This is a genomic window from Brevibacterium zhoupengii, from assembly GCF_021117425.1.
In the GTDB taxonomy this organism is placed as follows: domain Bacteria; phylum Actinomycetota; class Actinomycetes; order Actinomycetales; family Brevibacteriaceae; genus Brevibacterium; species Brevibacterium zhoupengii.
In genome coordinates this window covers 3,135,177-3,151,410 of record NZ_CP088298.1, presented here as the reverse complement: position 1 = coordinate 3,151,410, position 16,234 = coordinate 3,135,177, and the positions used below count along the sequence as shown (strand labels likewise).

The window sequence follows — 16,234 nt, the reverse complement described above, 5'->3', positions numbered from 1 at the left end:
ACATCATCCGCGAAGAGACGGATCTTGACTACCATGCGCTCAACGCCATGCTGAACCTCTACGACCAGGATGGTCGCATCCAGTTCGAGCGTGACAAACAGGCTGCCAGGCAGTACTTCCTGCAGCATGTCAACAACAACACAGTCTTCTTCCATGACCTCAAGGAGAAGCTGGACTACCTCGTCGAGAAGGAATACTACGAGCCCGAAGTTCTCGATCAGTACTCCTTCGACTTTATCGAGGAGCTTTCGAAGCACGCCTATTCGGCTAAGTTCCGGTTCCAGACCTTCCTCGGTGCTTTCAAGTTCTACACCTCGTACACGCTGAAGACCTTTGACGGAAAGCGCTACCTCGAACGCTTCGAAGATCGCGTCGTCATGGTCGCACTGTTCCTTGCTCGCGGCGACGAGACCCTGGCTAAGCAGCTCGTCGACGAGATCATCCATGGTCGGTTCCAGCCGGCCACTCCGACCTTCCTCAACGCGGGAAAGAAGCAGCGCGGCGAGCTCGTCTCCTGCTTCCTGCTGCGCATCGAAGACAATATGGAGTCCATCGGCCGCTCCATCAACTCCGCTCTGCAGCTGTCCAAGCGCGGCGGCGGTGTGGCCTTCGCTCTGACCAACATCCGCGAGTCCGGTGCACCGATCAAGAAGATCGAGAACCAGTCCTCGGGTGTCATCCCCGTCATGAAGCTGCTCGAAGACTCCTTCTCCTACGCCAACCAGCTGGGCGCACGTCAGGGTGCCGGTGCCGTGTACCTCCACGCTCACCACCCCGACATCTACAAGTTCCTCGACACCAAGCGCGAGAACGCCGATGAGAAGATCCGGATCAAGACGCTGTCCTTGGGCGTTGTCATCCCGGACATCACCTTCGAACTGGCCAAGCGCAATGAGGACATGTACCTCTTCAGCCCGTATGACGTCGAACGTGTCTACGGCATGCCCTTCTCCGACGTCAACGTGACAGAGAAGTACGAGGAGATGGTCGACAACGCGGCCATCAAGAAGAACAAGATCAATGCACGCGAGTTCTTCCAGACCTTGGCAGAGATCCAGTTCGAGTCCGGATACCCCTACGTCATGTTCGAAGACACAGTGAACAAGGCGAACCCGATCGACGGCAAGATCATCATGTCGAACCTGTGCTCCGAGATCCTGCAGGTGTCCGAGCCCAGCAAGTACGACTCCGATCTCGGATACGACGTCGTCGGCAAGGACATTTCCTGCAACCTCGGCTCTCTCAACATCGCTCTGACGATGGACTCGTCCAACTTCGGGCAGACCATCGAGACTGCGATCCGCGGACTGACCGCTGTCGCTGAGACCTCTGACATCCAGTCGGTGCCCTCGATCGCCCGCGGCAATGACATGTCGCATGCTATCGGACTCGGCCAGATGAACCTCCACGGCTACCTTGCCCGTGAGCACATCTACTACGGTTCCGATGAGGGCCTCGACTTCACGAACATGTACTTCTACACCGTCGCCTACCACTGTGTGCGGGCATCGATGGAGATCGCGAAGGAACGTCAGACCGCCTTCGCCGGATTCGAGAGGTCGAAATACGCGAGCGGCGAATACTTCGACAAGTACACCGACGAAGTGTGGGAACCACGCACCCAGCGGGTGGCTGAGATGTTCACCGAAGCCGGTGTGCATATCCCCACTCAGGATGATTGGCGTGAGCTCAAGGCTGCAGTTGCCGAGCACGGCATCTACAACCAGAACCTGCAGGCCGTTCCGCCCACAGGATCGATCTCCTACATCAACAACTCGACCTCGTCGATCCACCCTGTGGCTTCGAAGGTTGAGATCCGCAAGGAGGGCAAGATCGGTCGGGTGTACTACCCGGCACCCTTCATGGACAACGACAACCTCAAGTACTACCAGGATGCCTACGAGATCGGCTACGAGAAGATCATCGACACCTACGCCGAGGCCACGAAGCACGTGGACCAGGGCCTGTCGCTGACCTTGTTCTTCATGGACACCGCAACGACTCGTGACATCAACAAAGCGCAGATCTACGCGTGGCGCAAGGGCATCAAGACCATCTACTACATCCGGTTGCGCCAGCTTGCGCTGGAGGGCACCGAGGTTGATGGCTGCGTTTCCTGCATGCTGTGACCATTGAGTGCTGTGGGCCGGTGCCAACCGGCCCACAGCACTCTTGACCCGGGGCCTGCCCATCGTGCAGGCTCCGGGTGCTCAACATTCTTAGTCTGCTGGGCAGACGACACGTACGCACGACGTACCTGCAACTTGGAAGAGAGATGGAAACGTTGGAGAATCTGACTTTGGCCTCGCACGTCGACGCCATCAACTGGAACCGTGTCGTCGATCCCGTCGACGATGACGTCTGGGATCGCCTCACAGGAAACTTCTGGCTGCCTGAGAAGGTGCCGCTGAGCAATGACATCCCCTCGTGGGCGACACTCACCGAGGAGGAGAAGACGCTGACGATGCGCGTCTTCACCGGTCTGACTCTGCTCGATACGATTCAGGGCACTGTGGGTGCGATCTCTCTGATCCCGGATGCGGTCACGCCGCACGAGGAAGCAGTGATGACGAACATCGCATTCATGGAGAGCGTGCACGCGAAGTCCTACTCCTCGATCTTCTCGACCCTGTGCTCGACGAAGGAGATCGACGAGGCATTCCGTTGGTCGCGGGAGAACACCTACCTGCAGTCCAAGGCCGACATCATCCTCAGTTACTACCGTGGCGATGACCCGCTCAAGCGCAAGGTTGCCTCCACGCTGCTGGAATCGTTCCTCTTCTACTCCGGCTTCTACCTGCCCATGTACTGGTCTGCACACGCGAAGCTGACGAACACGGCGGACCTCATCCGCCTGATCATCCGCGACGAGGCTGTGCACGGTTACTACATCGGCTACAAGTACCAGAAGGGCCTGGAGTCACAGTCCGAAGAGCGCAAGCAGGAGCTCAAGGACTACACGATGAACCTCATGTTCGAGCTCTACGAGAACGAGGTCGCCTACACCCATGACCTCTACGACTCCGTGGGTCTGGCCGAGGACTGCAAGATGTTCCTCCACTACAACGCCAACAAGGCCCTGATGAACCTCGGGTATGAGGCGATGTTCCCGAAGGAGGTCACCGAGGTCAACCCGGCGATCCTCGCGGCTCTCTCGCCCAACAGCGACGAGAACCACGATTTCTTCTCCGGGTCCGGTTCCTCCTACGTCATCGGCAAGGCCGAGAACACGGAAGACGACGACTGGGACTTCTGAAACTGCTGGTGACGGGCCTACTCTACTCAATCTGAGTGGTGAGTGGGCCCGCACTGTATGTGGAAGTTTGGGCTATTCGAGAGGCAATTGCCCAGAATTTGCCCACAACTGATTTGGCGCAGTTAGGTAGCGAAAGGAGTGGCTGCGCAAAAGGATTCTGTGCATAAGCGCGGGACCGTTGCCGGTGGGGCGGGATAAATTCTCCGCCGGGAAAGAATGACTCATGACTACACATGAGCCACTTGGCCCCAATGGGGAGTGGAAGAATAGTCAGAGAGTTCCGCAAGCAGGGGAGTGGGTCGACCAAGACGGAAGAATTAAGTTCTTCCCGGCTGGAGCGACCTTCCCACCGCTTGCAGGCTTGAGATGGCGTCCCGATAGAGGGCCATCCTATTGGATTCTGGTCGATGAGGCAGTTGCAGCTGCCTGATCAGTGATCCGGATTGGGCCGTCGGACCTTCGGGTTCGGCGGCCCCTCTTCTTGTCTTCGGCCAGTGCTGAAGACGTATCTATCCTCTATCATTTACGGCCCGGTGTCCACCCGTCGGCCGATCGTTGAGAGCCGTCTCACGCCGATCGTTGATTCGCTGGGCGACATCATCAACGTCAGTCTCGAACAGGTCCGAGTACACATCCAACGTCATGGCTGCAGACGAGTGTCCAAGCATGTTCTGCACGACCTTTACCGAGGCGCCGGCAGACACCGCGAATGATGCCGCCGAGTGGCGCAAATCTTGGAACACGAAACTCTCGGCCAGCCCTGCTTTCTTCCTTACGCTCAGGAGCCACGACTCCTGATTCTTCGTCTCGGCTAGATCTGGGATCAGGAGCCCCTCCGGCTCGGCCTTGAGGGAGATTGCGCGGAACTGCTCGTGCATGAACTCCGGATAACCCACGGATTGTTCCCGACCGTTCTTTGAGACTGCGGCGCGGATCCGCACCCGGCGATCTTTGAGTTCAACATCGTCGGGTCTCAGTGTCGCGCTTTCACTCCGCCGCAATCCCATGTAGGCGGCGAGGTAGATGACGAACCCATATCGGCCGCGCTGTAGCCTCAAGTGGTAATCGTCGGCAGCCTGGGCTACCTTCTCGACTTGCTCGTAGGTCAGATACACATTCTTCCGGTGTGCCAAGTCGGGCAGGTTTTTGATGCCGTTGGCAGGGTTACGCGAGATGAGGAAGTCGTCCACAGCCATTTGCAAGACCGCCTGCAGGACGTAGCACTTGAAGAAGTGCCTGTACCTCAAACAGAATGAAGTCTCACCATGCTCGCGACGCTGCGTGACCTCGTAGCGCACGCGTTCCTTGGTCTCTCGCGTTGTGTACTGCCGCGTCTCGTTCGGGCCCAGGCCACGCTTGTACCGTGCATAGCACCGATTGCACAGGCCACGCGCCACCGCGGTACGGTCACACGACACGACACGACAGCGCAAGTCCTCATAACCGTAGTATATGAGACCTATTCGTGATCGAGCAGAAGCTCCGGGTCGTCAAACTACAGATAGCATATGGTGAGCGCAGTCCAGTAAAGCGGTCGCTTCACAGCCCAGAAAACTAGATAGGCGCCAAATGTCGACCAACCCCCAGAATCAGAATCCGAACTGAAATCAGCAAGACCCTTCGCATGGCCAACCGAACCAGTACCCCAATCAGCAAGGCAATATGGACGGCTTCCCGAGCGATCCTCATGCTGTTCACGGGACGCCTCCGCTCGAACCCGGAGGCGTCCGATTGACCCCGAGCGGGTATGTCGTCACCAGGGGGATCAAGTACAAGACAATTGCCAGCCGAGGCTGGTCAACATTGATGTTCGTCCTCGTGGCGCTCAGCGGAATCGCCACCTTCATTACGTTGATACTCGATCCCTACTATTTTTCATACTTGCTTACGTCGACGCTCACGCTCTCCGTAGGAGCTGGGGTAATCCACATGCTCGAGAGCATCGTCGCCGAACTCCGTCGGATTGGCTGACGGCTTACGGGAGTGACGGATTGCGTCAGCCCCGTCCATTTCACCGGCAGCGCGGTCAAATGGCAGAACGTTCTCAACACACTCCCCGCCAGAGACAGACCCCCACGCACAAAACTCCCCGTCCGCGTTCGACTCGTGTGGGAGCAGGACGGGGAGGAGTGGAAGACCGGGAACGCATTGCGCCTGGATCCGAATGGTCCGGCAATTTTCGTTGAGCTCTCGGACAAGCGGTGCAGGTTCACTTGTGTGTGGTTGCATCCTGACGATGTGTGGTGGGAGGGTAAGCCAGTCTAGTCGTCGGCGTGTTCTTCCTCCGACGCTTCCATGTCGGCGATTTCGGCGCGTTCTTCAGCTCGAGCTTTCCTCATGCCTCGGCGAACGCCTTCTTCGATGATGAAGATGGAGACGAAGAGGAGGATGAAGAAGACGATTGCGATGACGATGATGGGACCGATTGCTTCCATGATGTTCTCCTGATGGTGGTGGCAGTGCACTAGTCGGTTTGATCGCGTAGCTTCCAGACGTGGACAGCAGCACCCACCCCACCTTCAACGTGCGACTTTTCATAGCCTCGTGAGTCAGCCCCGTACACCACCGTCTTGACTGGTACGCCGGTGTCTTCCAGGAAAAGGCGGATTTCCGACTGTCCATTGAAGATTTCATCTAGCCGGCGTTCGACCTCATCAGGATCTCTGGATGCGCGCTTCGGAATCTTGGCGACCCCTCGGGGAGAGTCCGAGTGGACATAGAACGGGGAGAGAAGCGAACTTATTCGGATCTTCATGACTCGACTCCTTGGCGCATGTCACTGTTGAGCAAGCTATAGGGGAACTACGACGTTTCGCGGTGTGTCCCCTGCTGCCTAGTTGAACTTGTCTTTGGGCCGGTAGTCGAACATTGATTCGCCCTTTCGATACGTCGAGAGCTTGTTTGGCGGCATCTCTCCTCTGTCGACCCGCTCGATTCGTTCGTCCTTACGAGACCAGCGCATTCCAATGCGCACGCCTTGGGCGATGACGAAAATGAGGATGATGAGGCTGATTGCCCAGATAATGAGCATGCCGATGAACGTTCCCATAGTATTCTCCTGTTTGATTGGTGGCTGGGTCGGCACTCGGTCACATGTACGGTTCCCATGCGTCGTACTTGCCTTGCAGGTCTTCCATCGCCATGGTGAACTCCATGACTTTGGACGTGCAGTCGTCGGCGGTCGTGCAGTCGTCGGGGACCGCTTCGCCGGCCTCAGACGCCGCAGTTGCGGCATCCAACGTGGATTGCCAGATGATTGCGATCGATTCCGGCGGTTCTCCGATGTAGACCAGGGAGTCCTCCTTGGTGGCGGAGTCCATCTCGATGACTTTGGTATCGGCGATGAGTCCACCAGAGATAAGGCTGATTTCGCACGCCATGATGTCGGTACCATCTCCCACACCAATGGGGCTGCAGTAGTTTTCGTCCCACGTCTCAAGCCACTCGTCGACGTCTCGGCGTCCCTCAGCAATAATCGAGGCGAACTCCTCAGCACTCGCCTCGGTGGTTTCAGTCTCGGCAGCGGGTTCTACTTCGGCTCCCGCAGTGGTGGCGGGTACTCCAGCGCACCCAGTGATGAAGAAGGCTGTGGCCACAAGGGTGGCGAGGAAAGTTTTGGGCATGATCGGATCATAAGATGTTTATGGTTCAAGCACGTACCGACTACTGACTTAGTATCCAATTCGTTATGGATTCCCTGCTTCGGTGGTTGCCGGCTGTGCCGCAGGGGTGACCGTGGGCACTATTTATGAGCATCACCGTGCGACGATACTTCTGCATCCCAGATGGAGACGATCGTCACGGTCGACGTCGGTCTTTGCGGTCTCATGACCATTTGCTGCACGATGATAGGCAGCGTTTCACGCTGCTGTTCCACGCTTGGCGTGTGGTGGCCTGGGAAGTGAGTACCCAGAATTTGCCCAAATCCTGCCCACGATCACACCAGGTAGACCTCGGGAGGCACCCCTGAACTCCGTCTAGAATTCAACGATCGGACCTTTGATCAGGGGGTAAGAACGAACCACGACTTCTTCTCCGGCTCCGGTTCCTCCTACGTCATCGGCGAGGCCGAACAGACGGAAGACGACGACTGGGACTTCTGACTCGCTTTCTGAGCGATTGGGAGTCCGGACTCCCCCAGGTACGGGCTTGCGGCCCATCCGAGCACACACTGCTTGGGTGGGCCGCTTTTCTGCATTGAGGAGTCTGCAGGCGGAACCGGTTCATCTCAGCTGCTCATCTCAACTGACTGTTGTCAGCTAGATTCGCGTGCCTCACGTGCGGAGGCGACGTCGTCGACGATTGCGGCGATGTGCTGCATGCTTGCGATAAGCGACCCGTAAAGAGCCCAGGAGCGCTCAGGGAGGCCGTCATCGGCGGCCATGTTCACCGACAGCTCTTCGAGGCGTTTGAAGATCGGCTCGACCTCCGCATCCGGGTCGGCAATCGATCGGCCTGCGTCGCGGACGATCGAGGTCCACTGCTCGCGAAAGCGAGTGTCCCATTCGCCGTCTTCATAGGACCCCTCGCGCAGAGTTCGCGTGAGATGGCGCAGATGGGAGATGCCTTCGTCCACCCGCTGCAGGATATTCTCGTAGCTGGCATCCTTCGGCGATGTCTGAGTGTCTCGAGCCTCGCCCGATGGAGTGCGCTTCCGACGCAGACGATCACGCGGATTTGCTCGTTGGCTCTCGCGAGCGAACCTGACCGACTGCCATGCGGAGTTCATCTCTTCGCTCATCGACTCGGTCTCATTGAACCAGTCATCGGCGTCCGCGGTTTCCCAGCCGTCGTCCAGTTCATCTGCCATGTCGACGAGCATGGTGCCCATGCGCCGGTTGATGCTGTCGACGTATCGCGCGGCCTGCTGATCCCGCAGCGGCGGAATCACAAGTAGGTTGACCACGATGCCGACGGCGACACCGATGCAGAGTTCCAAGATCCGTTCCCCGAGAAAGGGCTGCTGACTGTCGAAGCCGCTGCCGAGGACGAAGATTCCTGTTGTCGCAATCGCCACGCCTTCATCGCGTATCCATGGCAGACGCGCGGCAGCGAGACCGACCAGCAGCGCGAGAGCAAATGTCCAGATGCTCACCCCCAGGTAGTTGCCGATGAGGAAGGACAAGGCAACACCGAGAGTCGAGGCGATCGTCGACTGTGCTCCGCGAGACAGGGAGCGGTGGACGGTGGCATGGACTGTCAGCAGCGCCGCCCACGGAGCCAGGAACGGCATCTGGGAGTTGAGGACATTGTCCGACAGCCACCACGCGCCGGTGGCCGCGATGACGGTCTTGACGATCTGGAGAATGTCCGTGACGACGTCGGGGCGTCTGGCCAGCAGTGGTAGCTGGTCTCGTGAGTTCTGCTGCATTGGTCGTCCTTTCGGACAGAGTGCATGGAGGTCCCACCCTACAAGGCATGTACGGCAGGTGACCCGTCCAGGCGAGGGGCATGGACAAGGGGCACGGGCGGAGAATGAAAAAGCCCGACATTCCTGCAGGCGAAACCTGCGAAATGTCGGGCAGAGGTCAGACTGTCGTGGTTCTCGCTCTGCTTAAAACCCAGCAGTGCGAAGGAAAACCTGACAGACGGCGGCGATCAGGCCGCCAGCGGCGTAATCTCACGCAGCGATGAGCCGGTGAACAGCACGGTACGTCCGGTGGAATCACTGATCGTGATTTCGCCAGTGTTCCTGGTGCTGATCCGCGGATCGATCAGTCCGGCGTGCTCGACGGCACGCTGAACCCACTGTGGGAACTGAGTCATCGTTCCCTCCTTTCATTCATGTTTCATTGAATGGCGTGCATCTGTGCACGCAATTCAGTTCGTGTTGAGTTGGTGACGGGGTAGTCACCGGATGGTGCAGGCTGCCAAACGAAAATGTCGGAGGCATACCGGCGGGGTTTCACCGTGGTGCGGGTTGATCCTTCACGGTGGGGGATCTGCATTCAGAAGAGACACAGAGTCCGTGGCATTTCATCTGCAAGTTGAACCAGATTCTTCGACTGCCGTAATGAATGGCGAATCGTCGTAAGAGTCGAATCAAAGGTTCGATGAAGCCGGACTGCTTCGAACGCAAGACATCAGCTTATACAAGTTGCCTAGAAGATGTCAAAATCACGGAGCGGACGGCCGAGTGAACCGGTCGCGACCCTGATCACAGCGTTGCCTTTTCGCACTGCCACCCCTTAGGCATGGCGCCTGCGTCAAGGAAACCCCGTAGGCGGTTCGTCGCATCGTCTGAGAGTTCCGCATCCGCACGCGGATAGATGATCGGCTCTTCCTTCGAATTGTGTGCTTCGAGGCGAGTCAGCAGGTCCCGGCACGCTTCATCCATAGCCTGCGCATCGGCGTCAGCTGCCAGTTGTTCGTCAAGAGAGGCCATCGCGTCCCAGATCTCACCGTGTTCCCGGAGCATGACGAACACAGGCATCATCAGTCCGGCTGTGCGCAGCGTTGGAAAGATGAACTCTTCTTCGAGATAGATGTGACGTCGCAGAGCTGCCATCGCCCGCAGCAAGGGTGCTGAGTCAGATTCGTCGCGGGTCAGTCCGTCGGCGTACTCCTCGATTCCGCCATCGATCTCCTCATGCTCACGCTCAAGCAGTGTGGACAACAATGGTGAATTCACGGCAACCTCCGAACGGGACTACCTCGATTCTATCCGAGAACGGGTTCTTCAGCCTCTGCGCAGCCGCACCAAGATGACCGCAGCCGCGAGGAGAAGCACTGCAGCGCCGGCCAACATTCCGAACGCGAGGAGACGCTCCGCAGGGATGCCCAGGACCGATGATGAGGCCTTGGCTTCGTTCGCAGCAGTGGGGGAGTCGTCGCCGGACTCCACCTGGGCGCCGACTGCTGCATTGTCGTCGGCGTCGGCTCCGCCGGCATGGCTGCCGCTCTCCGAAGCGCTCGGGTCGCCACTGGGCGTCACCGCCTGGCCGACCGGGACGGTCTGCAGAGATTTGGGATCCTTCTGGGCGAAGTCCCATTCGAGAAGGTCGACCGCTGCCTGCCGGGAGTTGTTGTCGATTCCGAGCATCGTCGAGACGACACGACGGCCATCACGTTCTGCCACAGCGATATAGGCGCCCTTGGCCTGACGTGTGAACCCGTTCTTCAGCCCGAGCCCACCGTCGACCTGGCCGACGATCTTGGTGTGGTTCTGAATCTCGTAGCCTTTGAACTTCTCTTTGGTATCCGGGTTCTTGCCACCCGGGAACTTGTAGGTCTCGGTGTCGATGACACTCATCAGATAGTCGTTCTCACACACAGCCCACGCCAGCTTCATCATGTCTGCAGCAGTCATGTACTGATCCTTATCGTCGAGGCCCGAAGTGTTCGCCGCGTGGGTGTTCGTCATCCCCAGTTCTTCGGCCTTCTCGTTCATCAGGGCCACAGCCTTGTCCTGACCACCGGCGGCTCGCCCGAGCGCATTCGCAGCATCGTTGGCACTCGACATCAGCATTGCGTGGAAGAGCAGATCCACGGTGTACTCGTTCTTCTGCATGAGACCGACCTTGGTGCCGTCGATCTCCATGTCCTCGAACTCCGCCTCCACCTTCTGCTTCGGATCGTCGAGGACCTCGACGAGTGCCAGGGCAGTGAGGAGTTTGATCGTCGATGCCGGGGCATGCTTCTTGTCGATGTCATGCGCGACTTGGAGCTCACCCGTGTCGAGGTCTCCCACCAGCCATGACGTTCCCACCGGTGTCGGTGGCTTCGATCCGTCGCCGAGGTCGGCCGGAGACTCGTAGACCTTCTCCGGTGTCTCCTCCGGTTGGCTCAGCCCGTGCGAGGTGCCGGGGGAGAGGACCAGCTGAGCCCCAATCAGCAGCAACGCGATTGCGGCACTGACGATGAGACGAAGTCCTGCCCGAGGTGAACGGGGGAGTACCGCTGTACGCGTCGGAGAAGACAGGTGGTGAGAACGCATCGCACCAGTCTACGACCGAGGCGAACTGGGAGCTTTCAGGAAACTCGGTGCGATTGGGCACAACTTGCGCCACCCACCAACACCCACCCGACTCACCCCAGGGAACGCGAAAGGCGGCCGTGCACGAAAAGTGCACGGCCGCCTCGGCGATGGTGATCGTCAGATCAGAATGCGCGCTGCAGGACTGCCTGCTTCACCTCGGCGATGGCCTTGGTGATTTCGATGCCACGAGGGCAGGCCTCGGTGCAGTTGAAGGTGGTGCGGCAGCGCCACACACCTTCCTTGTCGTTGAGGATCTCCAGGCGCATGTCTCCGCCCTCGTCACGCGAATCGAAGATGAAACGGTGCGCGTTGACGATGGCTGCCGGTCCGAAGTACTGTCCATCGGTCCAGAACACGGGGCACGACGAGGTGCACGCAGCGCATAGGATGCACTTGGTGGTGTCGTCGAATGCCTCACGCTGCTCGGCCGACTGCAGACGCTCACGCGTCGGCTCGTGACCGGAGGTGATGAGGAACGGCATGACCTCGCGGTAGGACTGGAAGAAGGGCTCCATGTCGACGATGAGGTCCTTCTCCAGAGGCAGACCCTTGATCGCTTCGACGGTGATCGTCTTCGAGGTGTCAAGATCCTTCAGCAGGGTCTTGCAAGCCAGACGGTTACGGCCGTTGATGCGCATGGCATCGGAGCCGCAGACGCCGTGGGCACAGGAGCGGCGGAAGGACAGCGAACCGTCCTCTTCCCACTTGATCTTGTGCAGGGCGTCCAGGACACGGTCGGTGCCGTACATCGTGACCTTGTACTCCTCCCAGTGCGCCTCTTCGTCCTGTTCGGGGTCGAAGCGTGCGATCTTGAAGGTGCAGTCGAACGACGGGATCGAACCGCTGTCGCCGGCCACATGGTCGGGCAGGTCGATCTTCGAGGCCGGCTCCGGGGTTTCGGTTGAGGTATCGGTGCTCATCAGTACTTACGCTCCATCGGCTGGTAACGGGTGACGATGACGGGCTTCGTCTCCAGACGCATGCCCTTGATGCCGTCGGTCTCGGAATCAGGATCGAGGTAGGTCATCGTGTGGTGCATGAATCCCTCGTCGTCACGGTCCGGGAAGTCTTCTCGGAAGTGCCCACCGCGTGATTCCTTGCGGTGGATGGCGGCGACGGAGATGACCTCGGCGAGTTCGAGCAGGAAGTTCAGCTCGACGGCCTCGAGGAGGTCGAGGTTGAAGCGCTTGCCGCGATCCTGAATGCCGACGTTGTTGTAACGTTCACGCAGTTTCGCGATCTCGTCGAGCGCTTCACGCAGAGTCTCGTCAGTGCGGAAGACCTGGACGTTGGCGTCCATGAGTTCCTGCAGATCCTTGCGGATGGCGCCGATGCGTTCGGTGCCGTCTGAAGTCCGCATCTTCTCGAGCAGTGCGACGGTGTCGTTCTCCGAACCCTCGGGCAGTTCGACGAAGTCAGCGGTCTTCGAGTATTCCGCGGCGGCGATGCCGGCGCGCTTACCGAAGACGTTGATGTCGAGCAGCGAGTTCGTGCCCAGTCGGTTTGAGCCGTGCACGGACACGCAGGCAACCTCACCGGCGGCGTAGAGGCCGGGGATGACGTTGTCGTTGTCCGCCAGCACCTCTGCCTCGATGTTGGTCGGAATACCGCCCATGGCGTAGTGCGCGGTCGGGAAGACCGGCACCGGCTCCGTGTAGGGCTCCACACCGAGGTAGGTGCGGGCGAACTCGGTGATGTCGGGCAGCTTCGCATCGATGTGCGCAGGCTCGAGGTGAGTGAGGTCGAGCAGGACGTAGTCCTTGTTCGGTCCACAACCGCGGCCCTCACGCACCTCATTGGCCATGGAACGGGCCACGATGTCACGAGGAGCGAGATCCTTGATCGTCGGAGCGTAGCGTTCCATGAAGCGCTCACCGTCGGAATTACGCAGGATCGCGCCCTCACCGCGGGCTGCCTCGGAGAGCAGAATGCCCAGACCGGCCAGGCCGGTCGGGTGGAACTGGAAGAACTCCATGTCCTCGAGCGGGATGCCCCGGTTGTAGGCCACGGCCATGCCGTCACCGGTGAGGGTGTGGGCGTTCGAAGTGGTCTTGAAGACCTTGCCCACGCCGCCGGTTGCGAAGACGACCGACTTGGCCTGGAACAGGTGGATCTCGCCGGTGGCCAGTTCGTAGGCGACGACGCCGGCCGGACGGCGGACCCCGTCGACCTCGGTCATGGCCAGGTCGAGGACGTAGAACTCGTTGTAGAACTCGACGCCGTGCTTGACGCAGTTCTGGTACAGAGTCTGGAGGATCATGTGGCCGGTGCGGTCGGCTGCGTAGCAGGAGCGGCGGACCGGGGACTTGCCGTGGTCACGGGTGTGACCACCGAAGCGACGCTGGTCGATCTTGCCTTCTGGGGTCCTGTTGAAGGGCAGCCCCATCTTCTCGAGATCGAGGACGGCGTCGATGGCTTCCTTCGCCATCACCTCGGCGGCATCCTGGTCGACCAGGTAGTCACCGCCCTTGACGGTGTCGAAGGTGTGCCATTCCCAGTTGTCCTCTTCCACGTTCGCCAGTGCGGCGCACATGCCGCCCTGGGCAGCACCCGTGTGCGAACGGGTCGGGTAGAGCTTGGTCAGGACTGCGGTCCGGGCGCGCTGGCCCGATTCGATCGCTGCGCGCATCCCGGCGCCACCGGCACCGACGATGACAACGTCGTATTGATGTACCTGCATGTTTCTCCTTCTATGCGGCCGAGCAGAATGACGCCAGCAATGCGGGGTCGGCTCCGGCCGGGCAGGGATCGAATGTGAAGATGACGAGCGTGCCGAGCACGATGACGATGACCGAGGCGATGTAGAGGATCACCTGGAGAGCCATCCTGGTGCTTGGCTTCTCGGCATAGTCCATGATGATGGTGCGCAGACCGTTGGTGCCGTGCAGCATAGCCAGCCACAGCATCAGCAGGTCCCAGATCTGCCAGAACGGGCTGGCCCATTTGCCGGCCACGAACCCGAAGTCGATGGCCTGGACGCCTTCGCCGGCCCACAGGTTCACGAAGAGGTGGCCGAAGATGAGGATGACGAGGACGACGCCCGAGATGCGCATGAACAGCCATGCGAACATTTCGAACTTCGACCGAGTTGATTTGTGGCGCGAGTAGCCGGTGCGCGGAGCCGGGATCGATGTTGTGCTCATGTCATCCTCCGAACGTGTGCATCAGCTGGCGGGGGATGAAGGCGATCATGATGATGAGCCATACGACGATGACTCCCCAGAACAGCTTCTTCTGATTTTTCGGTCCACTCTTCGAGAAGTCGACGAGAATGACGCGAAGACCGTTGAACGCATGGAATGCGATTGCGGCAACGAGTGCGATCTCGCCGATGGCCATGAACGGTGTCTTATACGTTCCGATCACGGCGTTGTAGGCCTCGGGTGAGACGCGGACGAGTGCAGTATCGAGCACGTGGACCAGCAGGAAGAAGAAGATTCCGACGCCTGTGACGCGATGCGCGACCCAGGACCACATTCCTTCATTTCCTCGGTACAGAGTGCCCGTAGACGCTTTGGCCACGGAGCATCCTCCATCTTGGATTAATCGACTGTGTACATCAAGAAACTACGCCGAACGCCGCCTGGTTGCCAGTTGAGCCACGCCTGAGCGTGGTGGATCACATTAAGTTCCTGGCAGTTCCCTCATAGTCGCGATGTTCAGATACGACGATTTTCAATTACAGAACAATCATATGCTCTAAAGAATCTGTTCGCCGGGCTGACCTGGTGAGTCGGGTCCATCGCCGAGGTGGGTGCTGAGAACGGCCTCTGAGAATTCCGGTTCTCCTCACCCCGACACGGCGGACAACATCGGTCAGAGCGTGACCGAACTTTGAGACACTGATGATGTGAACACACACTTCCACGCCATCATCCCCGCCGGCGGATCCGGAACCAGGCTCTGGCCGCTCTCGCGCAAGGCATCGCCGAAGTTCCTCCACGACGTCCTGGGTACGGGCCGGAGCCTGATCCAGTCCACCTGGGATCGAGTCGCCCCACTCGTGGGCTCCGAGAAGGTCTGGGTCGTGACTGGGCAGAGCCACCGCGACCAGGTGGCCGAACAGCTGCCTGAGATCGCGGTGGACAACATCCTCGCCGAACCTTCGCCGAAGGATTCCGCCGCCGCGATCGGCCTGGCCACCATGCTCATTGCGAAGGAAGACCCGGACGCGATCGTCGGCTCATTCTCCGCAGACCATTCGATCACCAACGTCGACGAGTTCCGATTGGTCATCGACCAAGCCTGCGTCGCCGCAGAGACCGGCGACATCGTCACCGTCGGAATCATGCCCCGCAACCCCGCCACCGCCTACGGCTACATCGAAACCGGTGATCTGTTGGGCCTGCAGGGTGCACCGACTGCCCGTCGTGCTCGGGCCTTCGCCGAGAAGCCTGCCGCGAGCACGGCGCGTGCCTACGTCAACTCCGGCCGCTACCGCTGGAACGCCGGCATGTTCATCGCCAAGGCCGCGGCCCTCCTCGAAGTCCTTGAGACCGAGGACCCGACACTGTTCGCAGGCCTGTCGAGGATCGCCGAAGCGTGGGGGACCGATGCCCAGGCGCAGGTGCTCGCCGAGGTGTGGCCCGGGTTGGAGAAGCGAGCCATCGACTACGTCGTGGCCGAACCTGCTGCCGCGGCCGGTCGTGTCATCGTCATTCCCGGTGACTTCGGCTGGGATGACGTCGGCGACTTCGACTCCGTGGCCCGTCTGCGCCAGCCGGTGCCGGGAGAGCCTGCAGGGGTCATCTCGATCGGTCAGAACTGTGATCTCCTCGAAATCGATGCCTCCGGTGTCGTCTTCTCCGAATCCAAGCAGCCGCGCACGGTCGCGATCGTCGGCCTCGACGATCTCGTCGTCGTCGACACCGAGGATGTCCTGCTCATCACCTCCCGCTCCCACGCCCAGGACGTGAAGAAGGCGGTCTCGGCCGCAGGCGAACGCGGACTCGAAGACCTGCTGTAGGAGCACCCGCATCTCACCGGGAGACGGTAGCCGC

17 protein-coding genes are annotated in these 16,234 nt (G+C 59.7%); 4 read left to right on the top strand and 13 right to left on the bottom strand.

Going from position 1 to position 16,234, the window contains the following annotated elements:
• Positions 1–2: 2 nt before the first annotated feature.
• Positions 3–2,129 (top strand): class 1b ribonucleoside-diphosphate reductase subunit alpha, encoded by a 2,127-nt coding sequence (gene nrdE, locus LQ788_RS14365; protein ID WP_231447440.1) that lies wholly within the window; start codon positions 3–5, stop codon positions 2,127–2,129.
• Positions 2,130–2,275: 146 nt separating this feature from the next.
• Positions 2,276–3,256 carry a class 1b ribonucleoside-diphosphate reductase subunit beta gene (gene nrdF / locus LQ788_RS14360; protein WP_009881980.1) on the top strand — a complete coding sequence of 327 codons (981 nt, stop codon included), beginning with the start codon at positions 2,276–2,278 and terminating at the stop codon, positions 3,254–3,256.
• Between the two features lie 509 nt (positions 3,257–3,765).
• On the opposite strand, the gene LQ788_RS14355 is transcribed toward nrdF, so the two are convergent.
• The gene (locus LQ788_RS14355; protein WP_231442075.1) at positions 3,766–4,554 is read right to left on the bottom strand and encodes a tyrosine-type recombinase/integrase; all 789 of its coding nucleotides are present in this window, start codon (positions 4,552–4,554) and stop codon (positions 3,766–3,768) included.
• Between the two features lie 364 nt (positions 4,555–4,918).
• Here LQ788_RS14355 and LQ788_RS14350 point away from each other — a divergent pair, with 364 nt between their 5' ends.
• Positions 4,919–5,227, top strand: coding sequence for a hypothetical protein (locus LQ788_RS14350; RefSeq protein WP_231442073.1), 309 nt, complete (start codon positions 4,919–4,921; stop codon positions 5,225–5,227).
• 290 nt (positions 5,228–5,517) lie between these two features.
• Here LQ788_RS14350 and LQ788_RS14345 read toward each other — a convergent pair whose 3' ends face one another.
• From LQ788_RS14345 to sdhC, 12 genes are all read right to left on the bottom strand, one after another.
• Positions 5,518–5,691 (bottom strand): hypothetical protein, encoded by a 174-nt coding sequence (locus tag LQ788_RS14345; protein WP_231442071.1) that lies wholly within the window; start codon positions 5,689–5,691, stop codon positions 5,518–5,520.
• Between the two features lie 29 nt (positions 5,692–5,720).
• Positions 5,721–6,011 carry a hypothetical protein gene (locus LQ788_RS14340; protein ID WP_231442069.1) on the bottom strand — a complete coding sequence of 97 codons (291 nt, stop codon included), beginning with the start codon at positions 6,009–6,011 and terminating at the stop codon, positions 5,721–5,723.
• A gap of 78 nt (positions 6,012–6,089) precedes the next feature.
• A complete protein-coding gene (locus tag LQ788_RS14335) occupies positions 6,090–6,305 on the bottom strand; it encodes a hypothetical protein (RefSeq protein ID WP_231442067.1) in 216 nt (71 codons plus the stop codon).
• Between the two features lie 40 nt (positions 6,306–6,345).
• Complete coding sequence (locus LQ788_RS14330) at positions 6,346–6,879, bottom strand: hypothetical protein (RefSeq protein WP_231442065.1); 534 nt, start codon at positions 6,877–6,879, stop codon at positions 6,346–6,348.
• 632 nt (positions 6,880–7,511) lie between these two features.
• On the bottom strand, positions 7,512–8,627 hold the full coding sequence (locus LQ788_RS14325) for an FUSC family protein (RefSeq protein WP_231442063.1): 1,116 nt from the start codon (positions 8,625–8,627) through the stop codon (positions 7,512–7,514).
• A 227-nt stretch (positions 8,628–8,854) separates the two neighbouring features.
• Positions 8,855–9,022: a hypothetical protein gene (locus LQ788_RS14320; protein WP_231442061.1), complete on the bottom strand. Its 168-nt coding sequence runs from the start codon at positions 9,020–9,022 to the stop codon at positions 8,855–8,857.
• 391 nt (positions 9,023–9,413) lie between these two features.
• Complete coding sequence (locus tag LQ788_RS14315) at positions 9,414–9,887, bottom strand: hemerythrin domain-containing protein (protein ID WP_231442058.1); 474 nt, start codon at positions 9,885–9,887, stop codon at positions 9,414–9,416.
• 48 nt (positions 9,888–9,935) lie between these two features.
• On the bottom strand, positions 9,936–11,192 hold the full coding sequence (locus LQ788_RS14310; RefSeq protein WP_231442056.1) for a D-alanyl-D-alanine carboxypeptidase family protein: 1,257 nt from the start codon (positions 11,190–11,192) through the stop codon (positions 9,936–9,938).
• Positions 11,193–11,356: 164 nt separating this feature from the next.
• A complete protein-coding gene (locus tag LQ788_RS14305) occupies positions 11,357–12,154 on the bottom strand; it encodes a succinate dehydrogenase iron-sulfur subunit (protein WP_069600613.1) in 798 nt (265 codons plus the stop codon).
• Positions 12,154–13,914, bottom strand: a complete 1,761-nt coding sequence (sdhA, locus tag LQ788_RS14300; protein ID WP_231442053.1) for a succinate dehydrogenase flavoprotein subunit — start codon at positions 13,912–13,914, stop codon at positions 12,154–12,156. The genes LQ788_RS14305 and sdhA overlap by 1 nt, the downstream gene beginning before the upstream one ends.
• 10 nt (positions 13,915–13,924) lie before the next feature.
• Positions 13,925–14,377: a succinate dehydrogenase hydrophobic membrane anchor subunit gene (locus LQ788_RS14295; protein WP_231442052.1), complete on the bottom strand. Its 453-nt coding sequence runs from the start codon at positions 14,375–14,377 to the stop codon at positions 13,925–13,927.
• Position 14,378: 1 nt separating this feature from the next.
• Positions 14,379–14,756, bottom strand: coding sequence for a succinate dehydrogenase, cytochrome b556 subunit (gene sdhC, locus LQ788_RS14290; RefSeq protein ID WP_035279682.1), 378 nt, complete (start codon positions 14,754–14,756; stop codon positions 14,379–14,381).
• A gap of 328 nt (positions 14,757–15,084) precedes the next feature.
• Between sdhC and LQ788_RS14285 the strand changes: the two genes are divergently transcribed.
• A complete protein-coding gene (locus LQ788_RS14285; protein ID WP_231442050.1) occupies positions 15,085–16,200 on the top strand; it encodes a mannose-1-phosphate guanylyltransferase in 1,116 nt (371 codons plus the stop codon).
• Positions 16,201–16,234: the final 34 nt, after the last annotated feature.

What these genes read in the sequence shown, in the direction of transcription:
- LQ788_RS14340 (WP_231442069.1), bottom strand. Translation starts at nt 6,011, where the DNA reads ATGAAGATCCGAATAAGTTCGCTTCTCTCCCCGTTCTATGTCCACTCG.
- LQ788_RS14310 (WP_231442056.1), bottom strand. Translation starts at nt 11,192, where the DNA reads ATGCGTTCTCACCACCTGTCTTCTCCGACGCGTACAGCGGTACTCCCC.
- LQ788_RS14330 (WP_231442065.1), bottom strand. Translation starts at nt 6,879, where the DNA reads ATGCCCAAAACTTTCCTCGCCACCCTTGTGGCCACAGCCTTCTTCATC.
- LQ788_RS14320 (WP_231442061.1), bottom strand. Translation starts at nt 9,022, where the DNA reads ATGACTCAGTTCCCACAGTGGGTTCAGCGTGCCGTCGAGCACGCCGGA.
- LQ788_RS14335 (WP_231442067.1), bottom strand. Translation starts at nt 6,305, where the DNA reads ATGGGAACGTTCATCGGCATGCTCATTATCTGGGCAATCAGCCTCATC.
- LQ788_RS14305 (WP_069600613.1), bottom strand. Translation starts at nt 12,154, where the DNA reads ATGAGCACCGATACCTCAACCGAAACCCCGGAGCCGGCCTCGAAGATC.
- sdhA (WP_231442053.1), bottom strand. Translation starts at nt 13,914, where the DNA reads ATGCAGGTACATCAATACGACGTTGTCATCGTCGGTGCCGGTGGCGCC.
- nrdF (WP_009881980.1), top strand. Translation starts at nt 2,276, where the DNA reads ATGGAAACGTTGGAGAATCTGACTTTGGCCTCGCACGTCGACGCCATC.
- LQ788_RS14345 (WP_231442071.1), bottom strand. Translation starts at nt 5,691, where the DNA reads ATGGAAGCAATCGGTCCCATCATCGTCATCGCAATCGTCTTCTTCATC.
- LQ788_RS14325 (WP_231442063.1), bottom strand. Translation starts at nt 8,627, where the DNA reads ATGCAGCAGAACTCACGAGACCAGCTACCACTGCTGGCCAGACGCCCC.
- LQ788_RS14350 (WP_231442073.1), top strand. Translation starts at nt 4,919, where the DNA reads ATGGACGGCTTCCCGAGCGATCCTCATGCTGTTCACGGGACGCCTCCG.
- LQ788_RS14295 (WP_231442052.1), bottom strand. Translation starts at nt 14,377, where the DNA reads ATGAGCACAACATCGATCCCGGCTCCGCGCACCGGCTACTCGCGCCAC.